The following is a 19,516-nucleotide window of genomic DNA, read 5'->3' as shown; positions in this document are numbered from 1 at the left end:
ACAGGTTAACCGCGAGGATCTCAAAGTCGCTCAGGATTAATCTACCGACGCTGCAAGAATCCCTTATGGTTGAAGGGTGATCGAAGCCCGTCATCTCCGTGTCCTGCGCGCCGTGGCCACCACTGGTTCGTTCTCCGCCGCCGCGCGGGAGCTGGGCTGCACCCAGCCCGCCGTCAGCCAGCAGATGAAGGCCCTGGAGACCTCCGCGGGCACCCCGCTGCTGATCCGCACGGGGCGCGAGATGCGTCTCACCCAGGCCGGTGAGGCGCTGGTGCGTCACGCCTCCGGCATCCTCGCCGGACTGACCGCCGCCGAGGAGGAGGTCGCCGCGATCGCCGGGCTGCGGGCCGGCCGGGTCCGGCTCGTGTCGTTCCCCAGCGGCAGTTCCACCCTGGTCCCCGGCGCCCTCGCCGCCCTGCGCGCCGCGCACCCCGGCACCCAGGTCTCGCTCGTCGAGGCGGAACCGCCTCGTTCGGTGGAGATGCTGCGCGACGGCGACTGCGACATCGCGCTCGCGTTCCGCTACGGGACGGCCACCGGCGAATGGGACGACCTGGTCGTCCGCCCGCTGCTCCGGGACCGGCTGATCGGTCTCGTACCCGAGGGGCACCGGCTCGCGGGGACGGATGCGGTGGGCATCGGGGAACTGGCCGACGAGCCGTGGATCGCCGGATGCCCGCGCTGCAGGCGCCAGCTGGTGGAGGTCTGCGAGTCCTCCGGCTTCACCCCCCGGATCGACTTCGCCACCGACGACTACCCGGCGGTGATCGGCCTGGTCGGGGCGGGGCTCGGTGTCGCCGTCCTGCCCGGGCTCGCCCTGGAGTCGGTACGGCCCAAGGGGGCGCGGACCGTGACGGTGGAGCCGGCCGTGGAGCGGGAGGTCGTGGCCCTCACCCTGCCCGACCTCGCCCGTGTGCCGGCGGTGGCGGCGACCCTGGACCAGCTGTCCCTGGCTGCCGCACGCTGACCGGCCCGGTCCGCCGCACCCGGTCGAGCGGGTCCGACGGCGGACACGTCCGATCGGAAAAAACGTTTCTGCGTTCGATGGTCCGTGCGGTGTCTCAGGTGCGGCCGGTCTCCGGCGGCGGACCTGAGTGGGCGGTGATCAGCCGGTTGCGGGCGCGGCCCATGAGCTCCTCGCGCTCGTCCTCGGTCAGACCTCCCCATACGCCGTAGGGCTCACGCACCGCGAGTGCGTGCGCCGCGCACTCGGCGCGCACCGGGCAGCGCATGCAGACCTCTTTCGCCGAGGTCTCGCGCGCGCTCCTGGCCGCTCCGCGTTCCCCTTCGGGGTGGAAGAACAGCGAACTGTCGACCCCGCGGCAGGCGGCCAGCAGCTGCCAGTCCCACAAGTCCGCGTTGGGTCCTGGAAGGCGGGAGAAATCTGCCATTGCGTGTCCCCTCGAAACCTTGCTGGTTCGGAAACGGCGTCCTCGACCGTGTCGCTCGTCTCGTGCTCGACGGTGACCGGAGTCCCGACGGTACATCTACGGTCTTAGTAGATGTAAATATGACTGATTGCGAATCTAGCCATAGACGCCAGCAAAAGGGAAGAAAACCCGCTAAATGGGGCAGGTCGCCGGGTGGAAGATCGATTGAGGAGTGAATGACCCCGTGTCGCTCTCCTCCGTGTTCGACCCCTCACTTAGAGTGCCGAACCGGATGCTTTGGCCCGTAACTCTTTCGAGTGACCGTCGTTGATGAGGGGGAGGCGGTTGACGGAGAACGAGCTCGGGCAGATGTCCGAGGGGGTCAACCGCACAGGTGACGACTTGTATCAGCCTGGAGGCTCAAGGTGACGCGCATCAGCTGCGGAGGACGGTCATGACATCCGTCCTCGTCTGCGACGACTCCCCGCTTGCCCGAGAAGCGCTCCGCCGCGCGGTTGCGACCGTGCCCGGTGTCGAGCGCGTGACGACAGCGGCGAACGGGGAGGAAGTCCTCCGCCGCTGGGGAGCCGATCGTTCGGATCTGATTCTGATGGACGTACGCATGCCCGGTCTCGGGGGTGTGGAGACGGTCCGGCGGCTGCTCTCCGCGGACCCCGGAGCCAGGATCATCATGCTGACCGTCGCCGAGGATCTCGACGGGGTCGCACTCGCGGTCGCCGCCGGGGCCCGCGGTTATCTGCACAAGGACGCCTCGCGTGCCGAACTGCGCGCGACCGTGACCCAGGCGCTCGCCGATCCGACCTGGCGGCTCGCCCCGCGACGGCTGCGGTCCGCGGAGATGGGCGCGGCGCCGACGCTCACGGCCCGGGAGATCCAGGTGCTCGAAGGTATGAGCCACGGCCGGTCCAACGCGGAGATCGGACGCGAGCTGTTCCTCTCCGAGGACACGGTCAAGACGCACGCGCGGCGGCTGTTCAAGAAGCTCGGGGCCTCGGACCGGGCGCACGCCGTCGCGCTCGGATTCCGCTGGGGCCTGGTCCGCTGACACCGCGGCGCGGCCGGTGACCGTGCGATCCCGTCCGCGCGTCGGCGGACGGGGCGACGGTGGCGGCGGACCCGCGGCCGGGCCGTTCCCACCAGCGCCGTGTGACGCTTTCCGGCCGATGCCGCATCCTTGGGGTTGTGGAGTTCCCAGGGGAACATTCGGTCGAGCGGAAGGGGAGGGCGCAGGACATGACATCCGGCGCACCCGCTCAGAACGCTGGAGCACGCACTCACCACGCCGAGGACGAACCGGTCGACGCGTCCGCCGACCGGGCCGGCGCGTCCTCCGGCGGTACGGACACGGCCGCTGATAACGCTTCGGTGCACAACTCGGGACGCGATGCCTCGGATCGGACGCCGTCGAGGCACCATGGTCCGATGCGTGAGGACGGGACGACGGTGATCGGTGCTCTGGTGCACCGCGCCGTCGACGGCGACGCGCAGGCCACCCATGATCTGCTGGCCCACGTCCACCCCCTCGCCCTGCGTTACTGCAGGTCCCGGCTGAACCGGCTTCCCGGTGACGCCCGTCACTTCGTGGAGGACCTCGCGCAGGAGGTCTGCGTGGCCGTACTGATGGCGCTGCCGAGGTACAAGGACACCGGCAGGCCCTTCGAAGCCTTCGTCTTCGCCATCGCGGGCCACAAGGTCGCCGACCTCCAGCGGGCCGCGATGCGGCACCCCGGTTCGACGGCCGTGCCCTCCGACGAGATGCCGGAGCGGCCCGACGACTCGCTCGGCCCCGAGGAACGGGCCCTGCTCAGCAGCGACGCCGCCTGGGCGAAGAAGCTCCTCGCCAACCTGCCGGAGAACCAGCGCGAACTGCTCGTCCTCCGGGTCGCGGTCGGGCTGACCGCCGAGGAGACCGGGCAGATGCTCGGAATGTCCCCCGGCGCCGTCCGGGTCGCGCAGCACCGGGCGCTGAGCAGACTGCGGGCCCTCGCTGGCCAGTAGCGGCCGGTTCCGGGAGCTCCGACGGTGTGGAGGATGCCACAGAACCGCCAGGTGATCTTGATCGTGGAATGAGACACCCCGCGAGGCCGTTAGCATGGACATCCGCACCGATCAAGGCCATTTGGGGAAGGTGTCATGACTGCAAACGTCGACGGAGTGCCTGAGAAGTTCGCGACGCTCGGGCTGACATACGACGACGTGCTGCTGCTGCCGGGCGCGTCCGAGGTCCTGCCCAACGCGGTCGACACCTCGTCCCTCATCTCGCGCAACGTACGGGTGAACATCCCCCTGCTGTCCGCGGCCATGGACAAGGTGACCGAAGCCCGGATGGCCATCGCCATGGCCCGTCAGGGCGGCGTCGGCGTGCTGCACCGCAACCTCTCGATCGAGGACCAGGTGAACCAGGTCGACCTGGTCAAGCGGTCCGAGTCCGGGATGGTCAGCGACCCGATCACCGTGCACCCCGACGCCACACTCGGTGAGGCGGACGCGCTCTGCGCGAAGTTCCGCATCAGCGGCGTGCCCGTCACCGACCCCGCGGGCAAACTGCTGGGCATCGTGACCAACCGTGACATGGCCTTCGAGTCCGACCGGTCGCGTCAGGTGCGCGAGGTCATGACGCCGATGCCGCTCGTCACGGGCCGGGTCGGCATCTCCGGCGTGGAGGCGATGGAACTGCTGCGCCGCCACAAGATCGAGAAGCTGCCGCTGGTCGACGACGCGGGCATCCTCAAGGGCCTGATCACCGTCAAGGACTTCAAGAAGGCCGAGCAGTACCCGAACGCCGCCAAGGACGCCGAAGGCCGTCTGCTGGTCGGCGCCGCCGTCGGGGCCAGCCCCGAGGCGCTGGACCGCGCGCAGGCGCTCGCCTCCGCGGGGGTCGACTTCCTGATCGTCGACACCTCCCACGGACACAACAGCAACGCCCTCGACTGGATGGCGAAGATCAAGTCGAGCGTCGGCATCGACGTCATCGGCGGAAACGTCGCCACCCGCGACGGCGCCCAGGCGCTGATCGACGCCGGTGTCGACGGTGTGAAGGTCGGCGTCGGACCCGGCTCGATCTGCACCACCCGCGTGGTCGCCGGTATCGGTGTCCCGCAGGTCACCGCGATCTACGAGGCGGCCCTCGCCGCCCGTGCCGCGGGCGTCCCCGTGATCGGCGACGGCGGCCTCCAGTACTCCGGGGACATCGGCAAGGCGCTGTCCGCCGGCGCGGACAGCGTGATGCTGGGCAGCCTCCTCGCGGGCTGCGAGGAGTCCCCGGGCGAGCTGATGTTCATCAACGGCAAGCAGTTCAAGTCGTACCGCGGCATGGGCTCGCTGGGCGCCATGCAGTCCCGCGGCCAGGGGCGGTCCTACTCCAAGGACCGCTACTTCCAGGCCGAGGTCTCCTCGGACGACAAGCTCGTGCCCGAGGGCATCGAGGGGCAGGTCCCCTACCGCGGCCCGCTGGCCAACGTCCTCCACCAGCTCGTCGGCGGACTCCGCCAGACCATGGGCTACGTCGGCGCCGCGACCGTCGACGAGATGGAGCGCAAGGGCCGCTTCGTCCGGATCACCTCGGCGGGTCTCAAGGAGAGCCACCCGCACGACATCCAGATGACGGTCGAGGCACCCAACTACAGCAGGAAGTAAGGCATCAGCACAGGTGAGGGGCGGACCGGTGTTCCCGGGACCGCCCCTCACGTGTGCGTCGGGGATACTGGTCAGCGCAGACGTAGAGGAAAGGCCACATCATCGTGACTGAGATCGAGATCGGGCGCGGCAAGCGCGGCCGCAGGGCATACGCGTTCGACGACATCGCTGTCGTGCCGAGCCGGCGCACCCGTGACCCGAAGGAGGTCTCGATCGCCTGGCAGATCGACGCCTACCGTTTCGAGCTGCCGTTCCTGGCCGCTCCCATGGACTCGGTGGTCTCCCCGCAGACCGCCATCCGCATCGGTGAGCTGGGCGGCCTCGGCGTCCTCAACCTCGAAGGGCTGTGGACCCGGCACGCCGACCCGCAGGCGCTCCTCGACGAGATCGCCGAGATGCCCGTCGAGACGGCCACCCCGCGGCTCCAGGAGATCTACTCCGCCCCCATCCAGGAGGAGCTGATCGGGCAGCGCATCAAGGAGGTGCGCGACTCCGGCGTCGTCACCGCCGCGGCGCTCTCCCCGCAGCGCACCGCGCAGTTCTCCAAGGCCGTCGTCGACGCGGGCGTGGACATCTTCGTCATCCGCGGTACGACGGTCTCCGCCGAGCACGTCTCCGGCGCCGCCGAGCCGCTCAACCTGAAGCAGTTCATCTACGAGCTGGACGTCCCGGTGATCGTCGGCGGCTGCGCCACGTACACCGCCGCCCTGCACCTGATGCGCACCGGCGCGGCCGGTGTGCTCGTCGGCTTCGGCGGCGGCGCCGCGCACACCACGCGCAACGTCTTCGGCATCCAGGTCCCGATGGCCACCGCCGTCGCGGACGTGGCCGGTGCCCGCCGCGACTACATGGACGAGTCCGGCGGCCGGTACGTCCACGTCATCGCGGACGGCGGCGTCGGCTGGTCCGGCGACCTCCCCAAGGCGATCGCCTGCGGTGCGGACGCCGTGATGATGGGCTCCCCGCTGGCCCGTGCCACGGACGCACCCGGCCGTGGCCGGCACTGGGGCATGGAGGCCGTCCACGAGGACGTGCCGCGCGGCAAGCTGGTCGACCTCGGCTCGGTCGGCACGACCGAGGAGGTCCTGACCGGCCCCTCGCACACGCCTGACGGCTCGATGAACATCTTCGGCGCGCTGCGCCGGGCGATGGCCACCACGGGGTACAGCGACCTCAAGGAGTTCCAGCGCGTCGAGGTGACGGTGGCGGACTCGCAGCACCGCCGCTGATCTCCCACCGCACGCGCGACGGCCCGGACCTCTTCGGAGGTCCGGGCCGTCGCGCGTGCCGTGCCGCTGGTCAGGCGGCCTTCCTGGCGCCACCGAAGGCGGCGACCGGACCCAGGAGGAGGAAGAGGTACGTCATGAAGTCGGCCTCCTGCTTCCAGACGTCGACGACGTCACCGAAGTGCTCGAAGAAGACCTCGGAGAAACCGACGCCCAGGCCGTCCGCGAGGATCATCGACATGGCCACGAGCTGACCGAGGAAGACGGCGCCCAGGGAGAAGACGGCACTGGCCGCGCCGACGGCCGGGAGCGGGCCGCCGACCTTGCTCGCCGCGAAACCGACCAGGAAGCCGACACCGATGGCCGCGTAACCGACCTCGCGCTCGATGGAGCCCGCGATGACGCCGTACAGGATCGCCGCGACGATCGCCGTGCCGAGCGCGGTCAGCACGCCGAGGCCCACGTTGCCGCGTGCGGCGGGCGGGGCGGGCGGGAAGCCGCCGGCGAACTGTCCGGGCTGCTGGCCCGCGAACGGGTTGCCCGTCGGCGCACCGGGCTGCTGGCCGGCGTAGGGGTTGCCGGGCGCGGGCTGCTGGCCCGCGTACGGGTTGCCGTCGGCCGGCTGGCCGCCGTAGGGCTGCTGCGGCGGGTTCGGTGGCTGTACGGGCTGGCTCATACGGGTGTTCCCCCTGGGACGGTGCGCACGGGTGTGCGAGAAGTGACGCCGCAGGCTAGCAGCCCGCACCGACACGGCCCACCGGGAATTCCGGCGGGCCCGCCCCGGGGACGTTCACAGCCGGTGGGCGGCTCCCGCCGGGGTGGCTCCCCGGGTGTCCAGGAGGAGCTGGGCCTTCACCGCCAACCCCTGGAGGTCGTACGTGCGGTGGTGCTGCAGAAGCACCGTCAGGTCGGCGCCGGCGGCGGCCTCGTAGAGCGAGTCGGCGCGTGCGACGGGCAGGTCACGCACCCGCCAGTCCAGTACGAGGGGGTCGTGGTAGCCGATCTGGGCCCCCATGTCCATCAGCCGCGTCGCGATCTCGCGGGCCGGTGAGGACTCCTGGTCGGCGAGGTCCGGCTTGTACGTGACGCCGAGCAGCAGGACCCTGGCGCCCCGGACCGACTTGCCGTGCTCGTTCAGCAGGGTCGCGCAGCGCTGGATCACGTAGCTCGGCATCCGGTCGTTGATCTCCTTGGCGAGCGAGACCATGCGCAGGGGGTGGCCGGGCGTACGGCTGTGGTAGGGGAAGTGGCCGGGGTCGACCGGGACGCCGTGGCCGCCGACGCCGGGGCCGGGGCGGAAGGGCTCGAAGCCGAACGGTTTGGTCTCGGCGCACCTGATGACGTCCCAGAGGTCGACACCGAGGTCGTGGCAGAGCACCGCCATCTCGTTGACCAGCGCGATGTTGACGTGCCGGAAGTTGGTTTCGAGGACCTTCGTCATCTCCGCCTCGCGCGGCCCGCGGGCCCTGACGACCTTGTCGGTGAGCCGTCCGTAGAAGGCGGCGGCGGACTCGGTGCACGCGGGGGTGAGGCCGCCGATGACCTTCGGGGTGTTGCCGTACACGTGGACCCGGTTGCCGGGGTCGAGGCGGCCGGGGGAGTGGGCGAGGTGGAAGTCCCGTCCGGCGCGCAGCCCGGAACCCTCCTCCAGCAGGGGGCGTACGACGTTCTCGGTCGTGCCGGGCGGTACCGCCGACTCCACCAGGACGGTGGTGTGCGGCCGCAGTCGCGCGGCGAGTGCGCGGGCCGCGTCGGTCACCGCGCCGAGGTCGAGGGTGCGGTCGGGCCCGAGGGGCGTGGGGGCGCAGATCGCGGCGGTGCGTACGCGGCCCAGTTCGGCCGGGTCCGCGGTGGGCCGGAAACCGCCCGAGACCATCCGGCGGATGTCGGACGCGCTGAGGGATCCCTCGACCGGAGTACGGCCCGCCGAGAGTTCGGCGAAGGGACGCGGGTCGGTGTCGTAGCCGACGGTGTGGATTCCCACGCCGACGGCTGCTTGGGCGAGAGGCAGGCCGAGGTGACCGAGTCCGATGACGGCGAGGTCTGCGGGCATGTGGGCCGTCCTTCCCTAAGGCCAAGAGACAGAAAGTGCAACTGCTGTGGACAGCGCTATGTCAGACTAGGCGTAAATATGACCTATATGTCGCATTCTGTGACTCTTGTAGGGCGGGTGTTGTCCACAGGCGGTGGCTGAAGTCGTGGAGCGCGGACAGAATCGAGAGGTGGGCACGGGCGCCCGGCCCTCCGGCCGGTTCCCGAACCCGTGCCGTACCACCCCCGATGCACCGGGATTACCGGGAGGCAGCAGTGAGGACAGCGACACTGGGACCCGCGGAGCGCACCGAGGCGCTGGCCGCGATGGCCGAGCGCGAACTGGACGTGCTGGTCGTGGGAGCGGGCGTGGTAGGCGCCGGGACCGTGCTGGACGCGGTCACCAGAGGACTTTCCACCGGACTGGTCGAGGCGCGGGACTGGGCGTCCGGCACGTCCAGCAGGTCGAGCAAGCTGATCCACGGCGGACTGCGCTATCTGGAGATGCTGGACTTCGCGCTCGTCCGCGAGGCGCTCAAGGAGCGCGGGCTGCTCCTGGAGCGGCTGGCGCCCCACCTGGTCAAGCCCGTTCCCTTCCTCTACCCCTTGCAGCACAAGGGCTGGGAGCGGCTGTACGCCGGCTCGGGCGTCGCGCTGTACGACGCGATGTCGGTGTCCTCGGGACACGGCCGCGGGCTGCCCGTGCACCGGCACCTCACACGCCGCCACGCCCTGCGGGTCGCTCCGGCCCTGCGCAAGGACGCCCTGGTCGGAGCCCTGCAGTACTACGACGCCCAGATGGACGACGCGCGGTTCGTCGCGAACCTCGTGCGCACGGCCGCGAGCTACGGCGCACACGTGGCGAACGGGGCGCGGGTGACCGGTTTCCTGCGGGAGGGCGAGCGGGTCGTCGGCGCGCGGGTGCAGGACGTCGAGGGCGGCGCCGAGTACGAGATCCGGGCCAAGCAGGTCGTCAACGCGACCGGCGTGTGGACCGACGACACCCAGGCCCTCATCGGCGAGCGCGGGCAGTTCCACGTCCGGGCGTCGAAGGGCATCCACCTCGTCGTGCCCAAGGACCGCATCCACTCGTCGACCGGACTCATCCTGCGGACCGAGAAGTCCGTGCTCTTCGTGATCCCGTGGGGACGGCACTGGATCATCGGCACTACCGACACCGACTGGGACCTGGACAAGGCCCACCCGGCGGCCTCCAGCGCCGACATCGACTATCTGCTCGAACATGTGAACTCGGTGCTCAACACCCCGCTCGGCAGGGACGACGTCGAGGGCGTCTACGCCGGGCTCCGGCCCCTGCTGGCCGGTGAGTCGGACGCCACCAGCAAGCTCTCGCGGGAGCACACGGTGGCCCACCCGGCGCCGGGACTCGTCGTCGTGGCGGGCGGGAAGTACACGACGTACCGGGTGATGGCGAAGGACGCCGTCGACGAGGCCGTGCACGCGCTCGACCGACGGGTGGCGGACTGCGTCACCGAGGACATCCCGCTGCTGGGGGCCGAGGGCTACCGCGCCCTGTGGAACGCCCGCGCCAGGATCGCCGACCGCACCGGGCTGCACGTCGTCCGGGTGGAGCACCTGCTCAACCGCTACGGCTCGATGACGGAGGAACTCCTCGAACTCGTGAAGGGCGACTCGTCGCTGGGAGAACCCCTCACGGGTGCCGAGGACTACCTGCGCGCCGAGGTCGTCTACGCCGCCTCGCACGAGGGTGCCCGCCACCTCGACGACGTCCTGACCCGGCGCACCCGGATCTCCATCGAGACCTTCGACCGGGGCACCCGCTGTGCCCGCGAGTGCGCGGACCTGATGGCACCGGTGCTCGGCTGGGACACCGACCGGATCGAACGGGAGGTTGAGCACTACCGCAAGCGCGTGGAGGCCGAGCGTGAGTCCCAGCGGCAGCCGGACGACCTGACGGCCGACGCGGCGCGGCTGGGGGCGCCGGACATCGTGCCGCGCTGAGGCGGGGCGGCCGGCCTCACCGGGCACCGTGACGCGCCGATGTGCGGGGCCCGGCGGCCGCCCTGGCAGGACGGCGGGCGGAACTCCGCCGTCGGCAGGCCCGCTTCGGGCCCTGGCCGGTCCGTCCTCCGGTCAGCGGCCCTGGCCGGGCGGCACGCGACCGGCGCCCGCCGAGGCGTACGTCCGCCCGTCTCCCGGGGGCGCCGTCGTGCACCGGAAAGGCCACGGCCGGGGCGGGGCCCTCGACGGCGGGCCGGGGGAGGTAGGACGATGCGGTCGAGAGGTGTGGTTCGCTGGGCGGGCTCGCGGATCCCACCGGGAGCCGAGTCGGTACCGGCGGGGCGGCGGGGCCCTGGACATCGGCGTGGCAGGGTGTTCCTTCCTCCGGCCGCATCACGGCCGTCCCTGGACCCGGCACCATGACCGGTCCCGGGGTGAGGGACAATGAACGCTCTGCCAGGGCGGGTTGATCGCAGAGGGGACGCATGTCGGAGGCGCAGCAGTCGCGGGAGCCCCAGGGGGACAAGGACGGACGCCTTCTCGCGGGGCGTTACCGCCTCGGGGAGGTGCTCGGCCGGGGCGGCATGGGCACGGTCTGGCGTGCTGTCGACGAGACGTTGGGGCGGACGGTCGCCGTCAAGGAACTGCGGTTCCCGTCGTCCATCGACGAGGACGAGAAGCGGCGTCTGATCACGCGAACCCTGCGTGAGGCGAAGGCGATCGCGAGGATCCGCAACACCAGTGCGGTGACGGTGTACGACGTGGTCGACGAGGACGACCGGCCGTGGATCGTCATGGAACTCATCGAGGGCAAGTCCCTCGCCGAGGTGATCCGCGAGGACGGGACCCTGACGCCGAGGCGCGCGGCGGAGGTCGGCCTCGCCATCCTCGACGTGCTGCGCTCCGCGCACCGTGAGGGCATCCTGCACCGGGACGTGAAGCCGTCCAACGTGCTGATCTCCGAGGACGGCCGTGTCGTCCTGACGGACTTCGGCATCGCCCAGGTCGAGGGCGACCCGTCCGTCACCTCCACGGGCATGCTCGTCGGCGCCCCTTCCTACATCTCCCCCGAGCGGGCCCGGGGCCACAAGCCGGGACCGCCCGCCGACCTGTGGTCGCTCGGCGGGCTGCTGTACGCGAGCGTCGAGGGCCGCCCGCCGTACGACAAGGGCTCGGCCATCGCCACGCTGACGGCGGTGATGACGGAGCCCGTCGAACCGCCGGCCAACGCGGGTGGCCTGGAGGAGGTCATCTACGGCCTGCTCGCCAAGGAGCCCGACGAGCGGCTGGACGACGCGGGCGCGCGCGTCCTGCTCAACGCGGTGATCAACGCCCCCGAGAAGCCCGCCGTGCCCCCGGCCGAACGCACCCAGGTCATGGCGCTGCCCTCGATCGGTGACTCCGAGAAGGGCGGCAAGGCCGGCAAGGGCGGCGCGAAGGACAGCAGGAGCGGTGGCAGGAAGGCTGCCGCGGCCGGTGCCGCCGCGGGCCTCGGAGCCGCTGCCGCAGCGGGTTCCGGGAGCCCGGCAGCCGCCGAGCCCGCCGCGGGCCGGACCCCCGGCGCGGCAGCCACGTCCGTCACCCCGTCCGCGGGCGCCGCCGGGATCGCCGAGGGCACCCGCGACCGGCTCCGCGGCGCACTGAAGTCCGTACGGAACGCGAAGTCCCCGGCCGCGGCCGGTGTTACCCCGCGCACCACGGCCGCCACGGCATCGGTGTCCGGCGGCGCCGCCGCGCCGGGCAGGCCGGCCCCCCGCGCCTCGATCACCGACGTCGTGCCGCGCCGCACCCTGGCGGTCATCGCCGGCGTCGTCGTACTCGCCGTCCTCGGCACGGTCCTGGCACTCACGCTCGGCGACGACGACGCCGGCGACCAGGGCGGGTCCAAGGGGGGCGACACCGCTGCCTCGTCCGGTGCGACGGCGGGCGACGACACCCAGGCCTCCACCGGGGGCGGCTCGGGCAAGGACGAGGGCGACGGCACGCAGGACGGCGGCAAGGAGGGCCAGGGGCAGGGTGAGGGCGAGGCCTCCAGCGAACCCTCCCCCTCGAAGGAGACCGGCGAGCCGAGCCCCGACCCGGACGCGCTGCCCGCCGGCTACAAGAAGGTCACCGACGAGCGGTTCCACTTCACGATGGCGATGCCCGAGGGTTTCAAGCGCAACGCCATAGCGGGAAGCAACTCGGGCGGCATCTACAACAAGAGCGGTGGCTTCCCCCGCGTCCAGGTCGACTACAACAGCTCGCCCGGTGAGGACGCCGCCGCCGCATGGCGCGGCCTGATGGGGGCGGTGGCCGGGAGCAGCAACGGCTACAAGCACATCGGGATAAAGAAGGTCGAGTACAACGGCTACCCGACCGTCGCCGACTGGGAGTTCACCCGTAACCAGCAGGGCAAGCGGATCCGGGTACTCAACCGGGGCTTCAAGGCCGACGCCACGCACGGCTACTCGATCATGATCAGCTGCGAGGCCGACGCCTGGGACGGGGAGGAGTGCCGGACCCTGCGGGAGACGGCGTTCGCCACGTTCGAGTCCAAGGACTGACCCGTCCCGCGGCCCATCGGGCGGCCGGGTTGCCCTGACCCGGCCGCGCCGCCGCGACTTGCCACGTATGGTGAGAGACCGAGGACCGTACGCAGCCGGAATGATCAGGTCAATTGCACGGCGAATGACCGCAACTGACCGCAACTGACGGATTGACGCGGTCTCCGTGACCGGGGGACAGCGCGCTCTGGGGAGGCGTCGTGGACGACTACGCGGGTCGGGTGCTTGCCGACCGCTACCGCCTGCCGCTGCCTCCGTCCGATGCGTACGAACTGGCCGAAACCCGGGCCTTCGACACCTACAGCGGGCAGGAAGTCCTGGTCCGGCAGGTGCCGTTGCCCGAGGTCGTGGACGCTGAGGTGCTCGACGCCGACGGGCTCCCCCCGGCCGGACGCGCCACCGGGCGCACGGCCCGACGGCCCACGGACCCCGCGGTCCGGCGGGCGATCGAGGCCGCGCAGGCTGCCGCCCAGGTGCCCGACCATCCGCGTCTGGACCAGGTCTTCGACGTGTTCGCCGAGGCGGGGTCGCTCTGGATAGTGAGCGAGTTCGTCCCGGCGAGGCCACTCGCCGCGCTCCTCGCGGAGCGGCCTCTCAACCCTTACCGGGCGGCCGAGATCGGCTCCGACGTGCTCACGGCCCTGCGGGTGCTGCACGCGCACGGCTGGACCCACCGCAACATCACGGTCCGCACGGTGCTGGTCTGCGACGACGGGCGGGTCCTGCTGACCGGACTCGCGGCCGGCGCGGCGGAGGAGGCGCTGTGCGGATACGTTCCGGCGCCCCAGCCGGACGAGGAGAACGCCTACGGGCCCCCGGCGGTCGAATCCGGACCCACCGGCCCGTACGAGCCCCCGGCCGTCGAGCCGGGCCCGCACGGGCCCCCGGCCGCGGAGTACGGCCCCTACGGTCGTCCGGCGGTCGAACCCGGTCCCTACGGATCCCCGGCGGTCGAGTCGGGAACCGCCGGCTCCTACGAGCCCCCTGCCGCGGAGTCCGGTCCGTACGAGCCTCCGGAGGCCGGGAACGCTCCCGAGGCGCTGCCCGCGCCCAGGGCGTCCACCGACGGGGTGCCGGCGCCCGGGCCCCGCGCCGAGATCGAGGTGGCGCCGCCCGTCCTGCCCGCGCCGGGGAGCGCCGCGCAGTTGCGCGCCGCCCGTGCCGGGGCCATCGCCGCCTACCGCGCGGGGGCCCGCGCCGCGGCCCGCGCGGGTGAGGACCGGGAGCACCCGGAGCGGGACGACGAAGACGACGCCGCGGCGGACGAACGGGAGGAGCCCGCCGCGCCTTCCGGGCCCGGGCGCCCGCAACTGCCCAGTACCTGGGGCAGGCCCGCCGAAGGCCCGTACCCCTACGACGACGAGGGCGACGACGAGGACGACGAGGACGACGGCGGGGGTCCCGGCGGCCCCGTGCCTCCCGGCCGGCGGGTCCACCTCGCCGGCACCTGGGGAGACGGCTCCGGCTCGGGCCGTCCCGTGCCCGCGGGCGGCTCCGGAGGACCGGGCGGCTCCGGTGAGGACGCGCTGCGCGCCGACGCGCGGCGCCTCGGCGGCGGATCGGCGGAGCGACGGGACAGGCTGCCCGAGCCGGTGGCCGCCCGCGCGTCCGCCGGAGGGTGGGACGAGGTCGTCGCCGGGAGCGGCACCACCCCCGTCTACCGGGGCCCGGCCACCCCGCTCGCCGCCGAACGCGCCCGACAGGCCCGTATAGCCGTCGTCGGCGCCGTCACGGAGCGCTGGGCGCCCGAACAGGCGGGGCCGGTTCACGACAACTGGCAGCTCGCCCCGCCCATCGGGCCCTCCACCGACCTCTGGGCGCTCGGCGCGCTCCTCTACCGCGCGGTGCAGGGACACGCACCGTATCCGGAGGAGAACGCCGCCGAGCTCGTCCAGATGGTCTGCGGCGAACCGCCCGCCTTCGCCGAGGAGTGCGGCCCGCTGCGGCCCGTCGTCGAATCGCTGCTGCGCCAGGACCCCACGGAGCGACCCGACTTCGAGGAGCTGCGCGGCTGGCTGCGCTCCCTGGTGCGCTCCGCCCCCGAGCCCGAGGCCGGCACCGACATCGTCACGATGCCGCCCGCGGACGCCACCCGGCTGCCGGTCGTACGCCGCCGGGGCGAGCTGGTGCGCCGCCGCAGAGGACGCGGTGGCGCGGCCCACGGGCGGCACCGCCAGGGGAAGGCGCGACGCGGCGAGAGCAGGCAGGCGTACGAGCAGCCGCATGCCTACGAGAAGCCGGCACGCCCGCCCAGGGAACCCAAGGGGCCCAAGGTGCTGCGTGAGCCGCAGCCCGGTCGCCGGGCGCCGCGGCGGCTCGGACGGCTGCTGCTGGTCCTGATCCTGCTGTTGATGGCCGCCGCCATCGCCTACGCCATGCTGTTCATGCCCAAGGACGGCGAGAACACCGGGGCGGCGCCCTCGGACTCCGTGGCACCGGCGGATCCCGGCGGCAGTCCGTCCACCGGGGCGTCCTCGTCCTCCGGATCCTCGGACTCCGAGCCGCCGTCGGGTTCCGCGGGTTCGCAGAAGCCGCAGACCAGCCGCTCGGCCGTCGCCCTGGCGTCCGGTTACGAACTGCGCAAGGACGCCGAAGGGTTCGAGATCGGCGTGCCGAAGGACTGGCAGCGCAGCCCCGCCAACGCCGACCGTCAGGTCCGTTACGGCAGCGACGGGTTCAGTGTCCTGGTCGTGCCCGGCAGGGACACCGTCAAGGCCAACGGGAGCGACCCGCTGGACTACCAGCGGTCCGCGGAACCCGAGCTGAAGCCGTTCCGGGAGTCCAGCTGGGCCACGTCCACCGGTCTGCGCCGTGTCGACGTCGGACGACAGGCCATGGCGGAGGGGCAGTTCACCTGGCAGGAGAGCAGCGGCCGCCAGGTGTACGTCCGCAACATGGTCCTGATCGTGGACGGCAGGTACCACATCGTGCAGGTCATCGGCCCGGAGAACGAGCGGGACAAGGTCTCCGACATCTACACGCAGGCCATCTCCTCCTACCGCGCGACCTCCTGACAGGGCACCAGCCGGAAGCGACAAGCATCACAGTGCGGTCTCGTGGGCGATGCGAGGTTACGTGGCACCGCCTCCCGTCCGTAATCTGTCGTCCCGAGGAACGGGGCGGGGACAGACGTGGAACACGTACAGGGCACGGGCGCGGGGACCGTACTGGCCGGGCGCTACCGGCTGGGTGACGTCCTGGGCCGGGGCGGCATGGGCAAGGTCTGGCGCGCCCATGACGAGGTTCTCCACCGGACCGTGGCCGTCAAGGAGTTGACCGCCGGGCTGTACGCCGCCGAGGCGGACCGGGTCGTGCTGCACGCCCGGACGCAGAAGGAGGCGCGCGCGGCCGCCCGGATCACGCACCCCGGCGTCGTCACCGTCCATGACGTCATCGAGTACGACAACCGCCCCTGGATCGTCATGCAGTACGTCGACGGCCCCTCGTTGGCGGACGCGGCGAAGGAGTCCGGCGAGGTCGAGCCGCGCGAGGCCGCCAGGATCGGGCTCCATGTGCTGGGCGCCCTGCGGGCCGCCCACGCGGCGGGAGTCCTGCACCGTGACGTCAAGCCGGCCAACGTGCTGCTCGCCCGGGACGGTCAGGTCCTGCTGACCGACTTCGGGATCGCCGCGATCGAGGGCGACTCCACCATCACCCGGACGGGCGAACTGGTCGGCTCCATCGACTACCTGGCACCCGAGCGGGTGCGCGGCGGCGACCCGGGCCCCGCGTCCGACCTCTGGTCGCTGGGTGCCACGCTCTACACGGCCGTCGAGGGGAACTCCCCGTTCCGCCGTACGTCGCCCATCTCCACCATGCAGGCCGTCGTCGCTGAGGAGCCGCCTCCGCCGGTGCGCGGCGGTGCGCTGGCGCCCGTGATCACCGCGCTGCTGCGCAAGGACCCCTCGGACCGCCCGACGGCCGAGGAAGCCGAGCGCATGCTGCTGGACGCGATGGAGGGACGGAAGCCGCGTGCCGCGCAGGCGCACGTGCCGACCCAGCGGCTGTCCGAGGACGATCTGCGCACCTTCTCCACGCCGGACGGTTCCACCGCCCGGCTCCCACAGCCTCAGCCCCGGTCCCAGCCGCAGACACACCCGCAGACACCCCGGTACACCGCGGCACCCGCGTACACGCCGGATCCCCCGTACACCTCGGCGCCCGCCGCCCGCAGCGGCCGGGGCCGGTGGCGCACCGTCCTGGTGGTCGTCGCCGCGGCCGCGGTGATCGGCGGGGCGGCCGGCCTCGTCGCGATGAAGGCCCGAGACGGGGGCGGAGGCACGACCGGCGGGGTGGAGCAGAGTGCCACCGGACCGGCCCCCTCCGCGTCCGCCTCCGACGAGCAGGCCGGGACGGAGGACGGCTCCGCCGCGAAGGACATCCCCGACGGCTGGAACCGCGTCACCGACCCCGAGGGCTTCAGCCTCGCCGTGCCCGACGGCTGGGAGCGGAGGACGGACGAGGGCCAGATCGACTACACCCCGGACGACGGCGCGCACCGGGTGCGCATCAGCCTCGATCCGGACCCGGACTTCGGCAACTCCTACGCGCACATGCGGAGCATCGAGAACGACCTGTCCAAGCGCCTGCCGGAGTACGAACGCCTGGCGCTGGAGGAGAACGTCTTCCGCGACCGGCCCGGCTCCCGCTGGGAGTTCACCTGGACCGAGTCCAAGGACCACCCGGGGCCGCGCCACGGCATCGACCAGATGTACTTCGCGGAGACGGGCGGGCCGGAGTACGCGCTCTACATGACCGGTCCCGAGGAGGACCTGGCAGAGAGCCGGAAGATCTTCGAGACGATGCTGCGCAGCTGGGAACCGCCGGAGCAGACCGACTGAGGGCCGGGAGCGGACCGACGCGCGGCGGGATTCACGATTTCCGACTTCCGCCCCGCGAACGACGGTGGATCGCCCCTGATCAGCGGTTATGTCGCCAGTGATCACTGGCTGAATGTCCTGGTGCCGCAGGCGTCTCCGGCGGGGTCTGTGAAAACCTGTTACCCACGGGTACCCAAAGTGGGCGGGTAGACATACTCTCGCCCTCATGACGGACTCGCAGGCATCCTCGACCACCGCCGCCTCGGGCAGCCGCGTCGGCACCAACCCCGTGGCCGCCGCCCCGGCGCACGCGCGCACCGCCGCCGACGTGGTCACACCCGAGGTGGTCGCCCAGCTGACCCGTGACGTCGTGGGCTCGGGCCGCACGGCCAACCACAGCCCCTTCACCGGGGAGAAGCTGGCCGACCTGCCCGAGTCCACTCCGGAGGACGTCGAGGCGGCCTTCGGACGCGCCCGCGCGGCCCAGCCCGCCTGGGCCGCCACGCCGGTCCGGGCCAGGGCTGCCGTGCTGCTCCGTTTCCACGACCTGGTCCTGCAGCGCCAGTCCGAGGTCCTCGACCTCATCCAGCTGGAGACCGGCAAGGCCCGGCTGCACGCCCACGAGGAGGTGCAGGCCGTCGCCGTCGCGGCCCGGCACTACGGGCGCAGGGCCGCCTCGTACCTCAAGCCCAGGCGGCACACCGGGGTCGTCCCGACCCTCACCAAGGTCACCGAACTGCGGCAGCCGCGCGGGGTCGTCGGCCAGATCGCCCCCTGGAACTACCCGCTCGAACTGTCCGTCGGCGACGCGCTGCCCGCCTTCGTCTCCGGCAACGCCGTCGTGATGAAGCCGGACACGGAGACCGCGCTGACCGCCCTGTGGGCCCGCGACCTGCTGATCGAGGCCGGCCTGCCCGCCGAGGTGTTCCAGGTCGTCATCGGCGAGGGCCCCGTCGTGGGACCCGCGGTCGTCAGCCGCGCCGACTACGTCTCCTTCACCGGATCCACCCGTACCGGCCGTGAGGTCGCCCAGGGGGCCGCCGCCAGGCTCGTCGGCGTGTCCCTGGAACTCGGCGGCAAGAACGCGATGCTCGTCCTGGAGGACGCCGACGTGGAGAGGGCCGCCGAGGGCGCCGTCCGCGCGTGCTTCTCCTCCGCGGGGCAGCTCTGCATCTCCATCGAGCGGCTGTACGTCCACGAGTCGGTCGCCGACGCCTTCGTGGAGCGCTTCGCCGCCCGCACGAAGGCCATGCGGCTCGGCAGCTCCCTCGCGTACGGCGCCGACATGGGCTCACTCGTCGGCGAGCGGCAGCTGGAGACCGTCAGCCGTCATGTGGCCGAGGCCGTCGAGAAGGGCGCCACGCTCGTCGCGGGCGGCGTCGCCCGTCCCGACATCGGGCCGCTCTTCTACGAGCCGACGATCCTGGACGGGGTCGAGGCCCCCATGGCGGTGTGCGGTGAGGAGACCTTCGGACCCGTCGTCTCGATCTACCGCTTCGGTGACGACGACGAGGCCGTCACCCTCGCCAACGCCACCCCCTACGGCCTCAACTCCAGTGTCTGGACGAAGAACGCCGGGCGCGGGCACCGTGTCGCCGCGCGGCTGCGGACCGGCACCGTCAACATCAACGAGGGGTACGCACCCGCGTACGGCAGTGTCCAGTCGCCCATGGGCGGCATGAAGGACTCCGGCCTCGGCCGCAGGCACGGCTCCGAGGGCATCCTGAAGTACACCGAGGCCCAGACGGTGGCGCAGCAGCGGCTGATGCCCCTCGCGCCGGCCTTCGGGATAGACGACGAGAAGTACGCCGCCTTCATGACCCGCAGCCTCAAGGCGATGAAGGCCTTCCGGCTGCGCTGAGCCGCACCCCCCCAGCGCCCCC

General features: G+C 72.0%; 13 protein-coding genes. 10 read left to right on the top strand and 3 right to left on the bottom strand.

What is annotated here, in order from left to right; genetic code table 11:
• The first annotated feature begins 76 nt into the window (after positions 1 to 76).
• A complete protein-coding gene (locus tag IA22_RS0114890; RefSeq protein WP_015578399.1) occupies positions 77 to 967 on the top strand; it encodes a LysR family transcriptional regulator in 891 nt (296 codons plus the stop codon).
• A gap of 94 nt (positions 968 to 1,061) precedes the next feature.
• On the opposite strand, the gene IA22_RS0114885 is transcribed toward IA22_RS0114890, so the two are convergent.
• The gene (locus tag IA22_RS0114885; RefSeq protein ID WP_030123888.1) at positions 1,062 to 1,391 is read right to left on the bottom strand and encodes a WhiB family transcriptional regulator; all 330 of its coding nucleotides are present in this window, start codon (positions 1,389 to 1,391) and stop codon (positions 1,062 to 1,064) included.
• A 433-nt stretch (positions 1,392 to 1,824) separates the two neighbouring features.
• On the opposite strand from IA22_RS0114885, the gene IA22_RS0114880 reads away from it, so the two are divergent.
• From IA22_RS0114880 to IA22_RS0114865, 4 genes are all read left to right on the top strand, one after another.
• Positions 1,825 to 2,436, top strand: a complete 612-nt coding sequence (locus tag IA22_RS0114880) for a response regulator transcription factor (RefSeq protein ID WP_003948568.1) — start codon at positions 1,825 to 1,827, stop codon at positions 2,434 to 2,436.
• A 377-nt stretch (positions 2,437 to 2,813) separates the two neighbouring features.
• A complete protein-coding gene (locus IA22_RS0114875) occupies positions 2,814 to 3,389 on the top strand; it encodes a sigma-70 family RNA polymerase sigma factor (RefSeq protein ID WP_030123887.1) in 576 nt (191 codons plus the stop codon).
• A gap of 135 nt (positions 3,390 to 3,524) precedes the next feature.
• A complete protein-coding gene (gene guaB, locus IA22_RS0114870) occupies positions 3,525 to 5,027 on the top strand; it encodes an IMP dehydrogenase (RefSeq protein ID WP_015578402.1) in 1,503 nt (500 codons plus the stop codon).
• 104 nt (positions 5,028 to 5,131) lie between these two features.
• The gene (locus IA22_RS0114865; protein ID WP_015578403.1) at positions 5,132 to 6,256 is read left to right on the top strand and encodes a GuaB3 family IMP dehydrogenase-related protein; all 1,125 of its coding nucleotides are present in this window, start codon (positions 5,132 to 5,134) and stop codon (positions 6,254 to 6,256) included.
• A gap of 70 nt (positions 6,257 to 6,326) precedes the next feature.
• Here IA22_RS0114865 and IA22_RS0114860 read toward each other — a convergent pair whose 3' ends face one another.
• Together IA22_RS0114860 and IA22_RS0114855 are read right to left on the bottom strand one after the other, a co-directional pair.
• Positions 6,327 to 6,929 carry a hypothetical protein gene (locus IA22_RS0114860; RefSeq protein WP_014154538.1) on the bottom strand — a complete coding sequence of 201 codons (603 nt, stop codon included), beginning with the start codon at positions 6,927 to 6,929 and terminating at the stop codon, positions 6,327 to 6,329.
• 114 nt (positions 6,930 to 7,043) lie between these two features.
• Positions 7,044 to 8,306 carry a nucleotide sugar dehydrogenase gene (locus tag IA22_RS0114855; protein WP_014154537.1) on the bottom strand — a complete coding sequence of 421 codons (1,263 nt, stop codon included), beginning with the start codon at positions 8,304 to 8,306 and terminating at the stop codon, positions 7,044 to 7,046.
• 254 nt (positions 8,307 to 8,560) lie between these two features.
• Here IA22_RS0114855 and IA22_RS0114850 point away from each other — a divergent pair, with 254 nt between their 5' ends.
• From IA22_RS0114850 to IA22_RS0114830, 5 genes are all read left to right on the top strand, one after another.
• Positions 8,561 to 10,267 (top strand): glycerol-3-phosphate dehydrogenase/oxidase, encoded by a 1,707-nt coding sequence (locus IA22_RS0114850; protein ID WP_014154536.1) that lies wholly within the window; start codon positions 8,561 to 8,563, stop codon positions 10,265 to 10,267.
• A gap of 485 nt (positions 10,268 to 10,752) precedes the next feature.
• Complete coding sequence (locus IA22_RS0114845; RefSeq protein ID WP_030123886.1) at positions 10,753 to 12,813, top strand: serine/threonine-protein kinase; 2,061 nt, start codon at positions 10,753 to 10,755, stop codon at positions 12,811 to 12,813.
• Positions 12,814 to 13,013: 200 nt separating this feature from the next.
• Positions 13,014 to 15,827, top strand: coding sequence for a protein kinase (locus tag IA22_RS0114840; RefSeq protein WP_030123885.1), 2,814 nt, complete (start codon positions 13,014 to 13,016; stop codon positions 15,825 to 15,827).
• Positions 15,828 to 15,944: 117 nt separating this feature from the next.
• Positions 15,945 to 17,654 carry a serine/threonine-protein kinase gene (locus IA22_RS0114835; protein WP_030123884.1) on the top strand — a complete coding sequence of 570 codons (1,710 nt, stop codon included), beginning with the start codon at positions 15,945 to 15,947 and terminating at the stop codon, positions 17,652 to 17,654.
• A 205-nt stretch (positions 17,655 to 17,859) separates the two neighbouring features.
• Positions 17,860 to 19,494, top strand: a complete 1,635-nt coding sequence (locus IA22_RS0114830; protein ID WP_030123883.1) for a succinic semialdehyde dehydrogenase — start codon at positions 17,860 to 17,862, stop codon at positions 19,492 to 19,494.
• The last annotated feature ends 22 nt before the right edge of the window (positions 19,495 to 19,516 follow it).

The organism is Kitasatospora papulosa, from assembly GCF_000717245.1.
Classification (GTDB): Bacteria; Actinomycetota; Actinomycetes; order Streptomycetales; family Streptomycetaceae; genus Streptomyces; species Streptomyces papulosus.
This window is presented reverse-complemented; position numbering and strand designations above follow the sequence as displayed.

Bases quoted from the DNA above. Each gene is read 5' to 3' on its own strand.
- IA22_RS0114885 (WP_030123888.1), bottom strand. From the start codon at position 1,391: ATGGCAGATTTCTCCCGCCTTCCAGGACCCAACGCGGACTTGTGGGAC.
- IA22_RS0114880 (WP_003948568.1), top strand. From the start codon at position 1,825: ATGACATCCGTCCTCGTCTGCGACGACTCCCCGCTTGCCCGAGAAGCG.
- IA22_RS0114875 (WP_030123887.1), top strand. From the start codon at position 2,814: ATGCGTGAGGACGGGACGACGGTGATCGGTGCTCTGGTGCACCGCGCC.
- guaB (WP_015578402.1), top strand. From the start codon at position 3,525: ATGACTGCAAACGTCGACGGAGTGCCTGAGAAGTTCGCGACGCTCGGG.
- IA22_RS0114860 (WP_014154538.1), bottom strand. From the start codon at position 6,929: ATGAGCCAGCCCGTACAGCCACCGAACCCGCCGCAGCAGCCCTACGGC.
- IA22_RS0114855 (WP_014154537.1), bottom strand. From the start codon at position 8,306: ATGCCCGCAGACCTCGCCGTCATCGGACTCGGTCACCTCGGCCTGCCT.
- IA22_RS0114845 (WP_030123886.1), top strand. From the start codon at position 10,753: ATGTCGGAGGCGCAGCAGTCGCGGGAGCCCCAGGGGGACAAGGACGGA.
- IA22_RS0114830 (WP_030123883.1), top strand. From the start codon at position 17,860: ATGACGGACTCGCAGGCATCCTCGACCACCGCCGCCTCGGGCAGCCGC.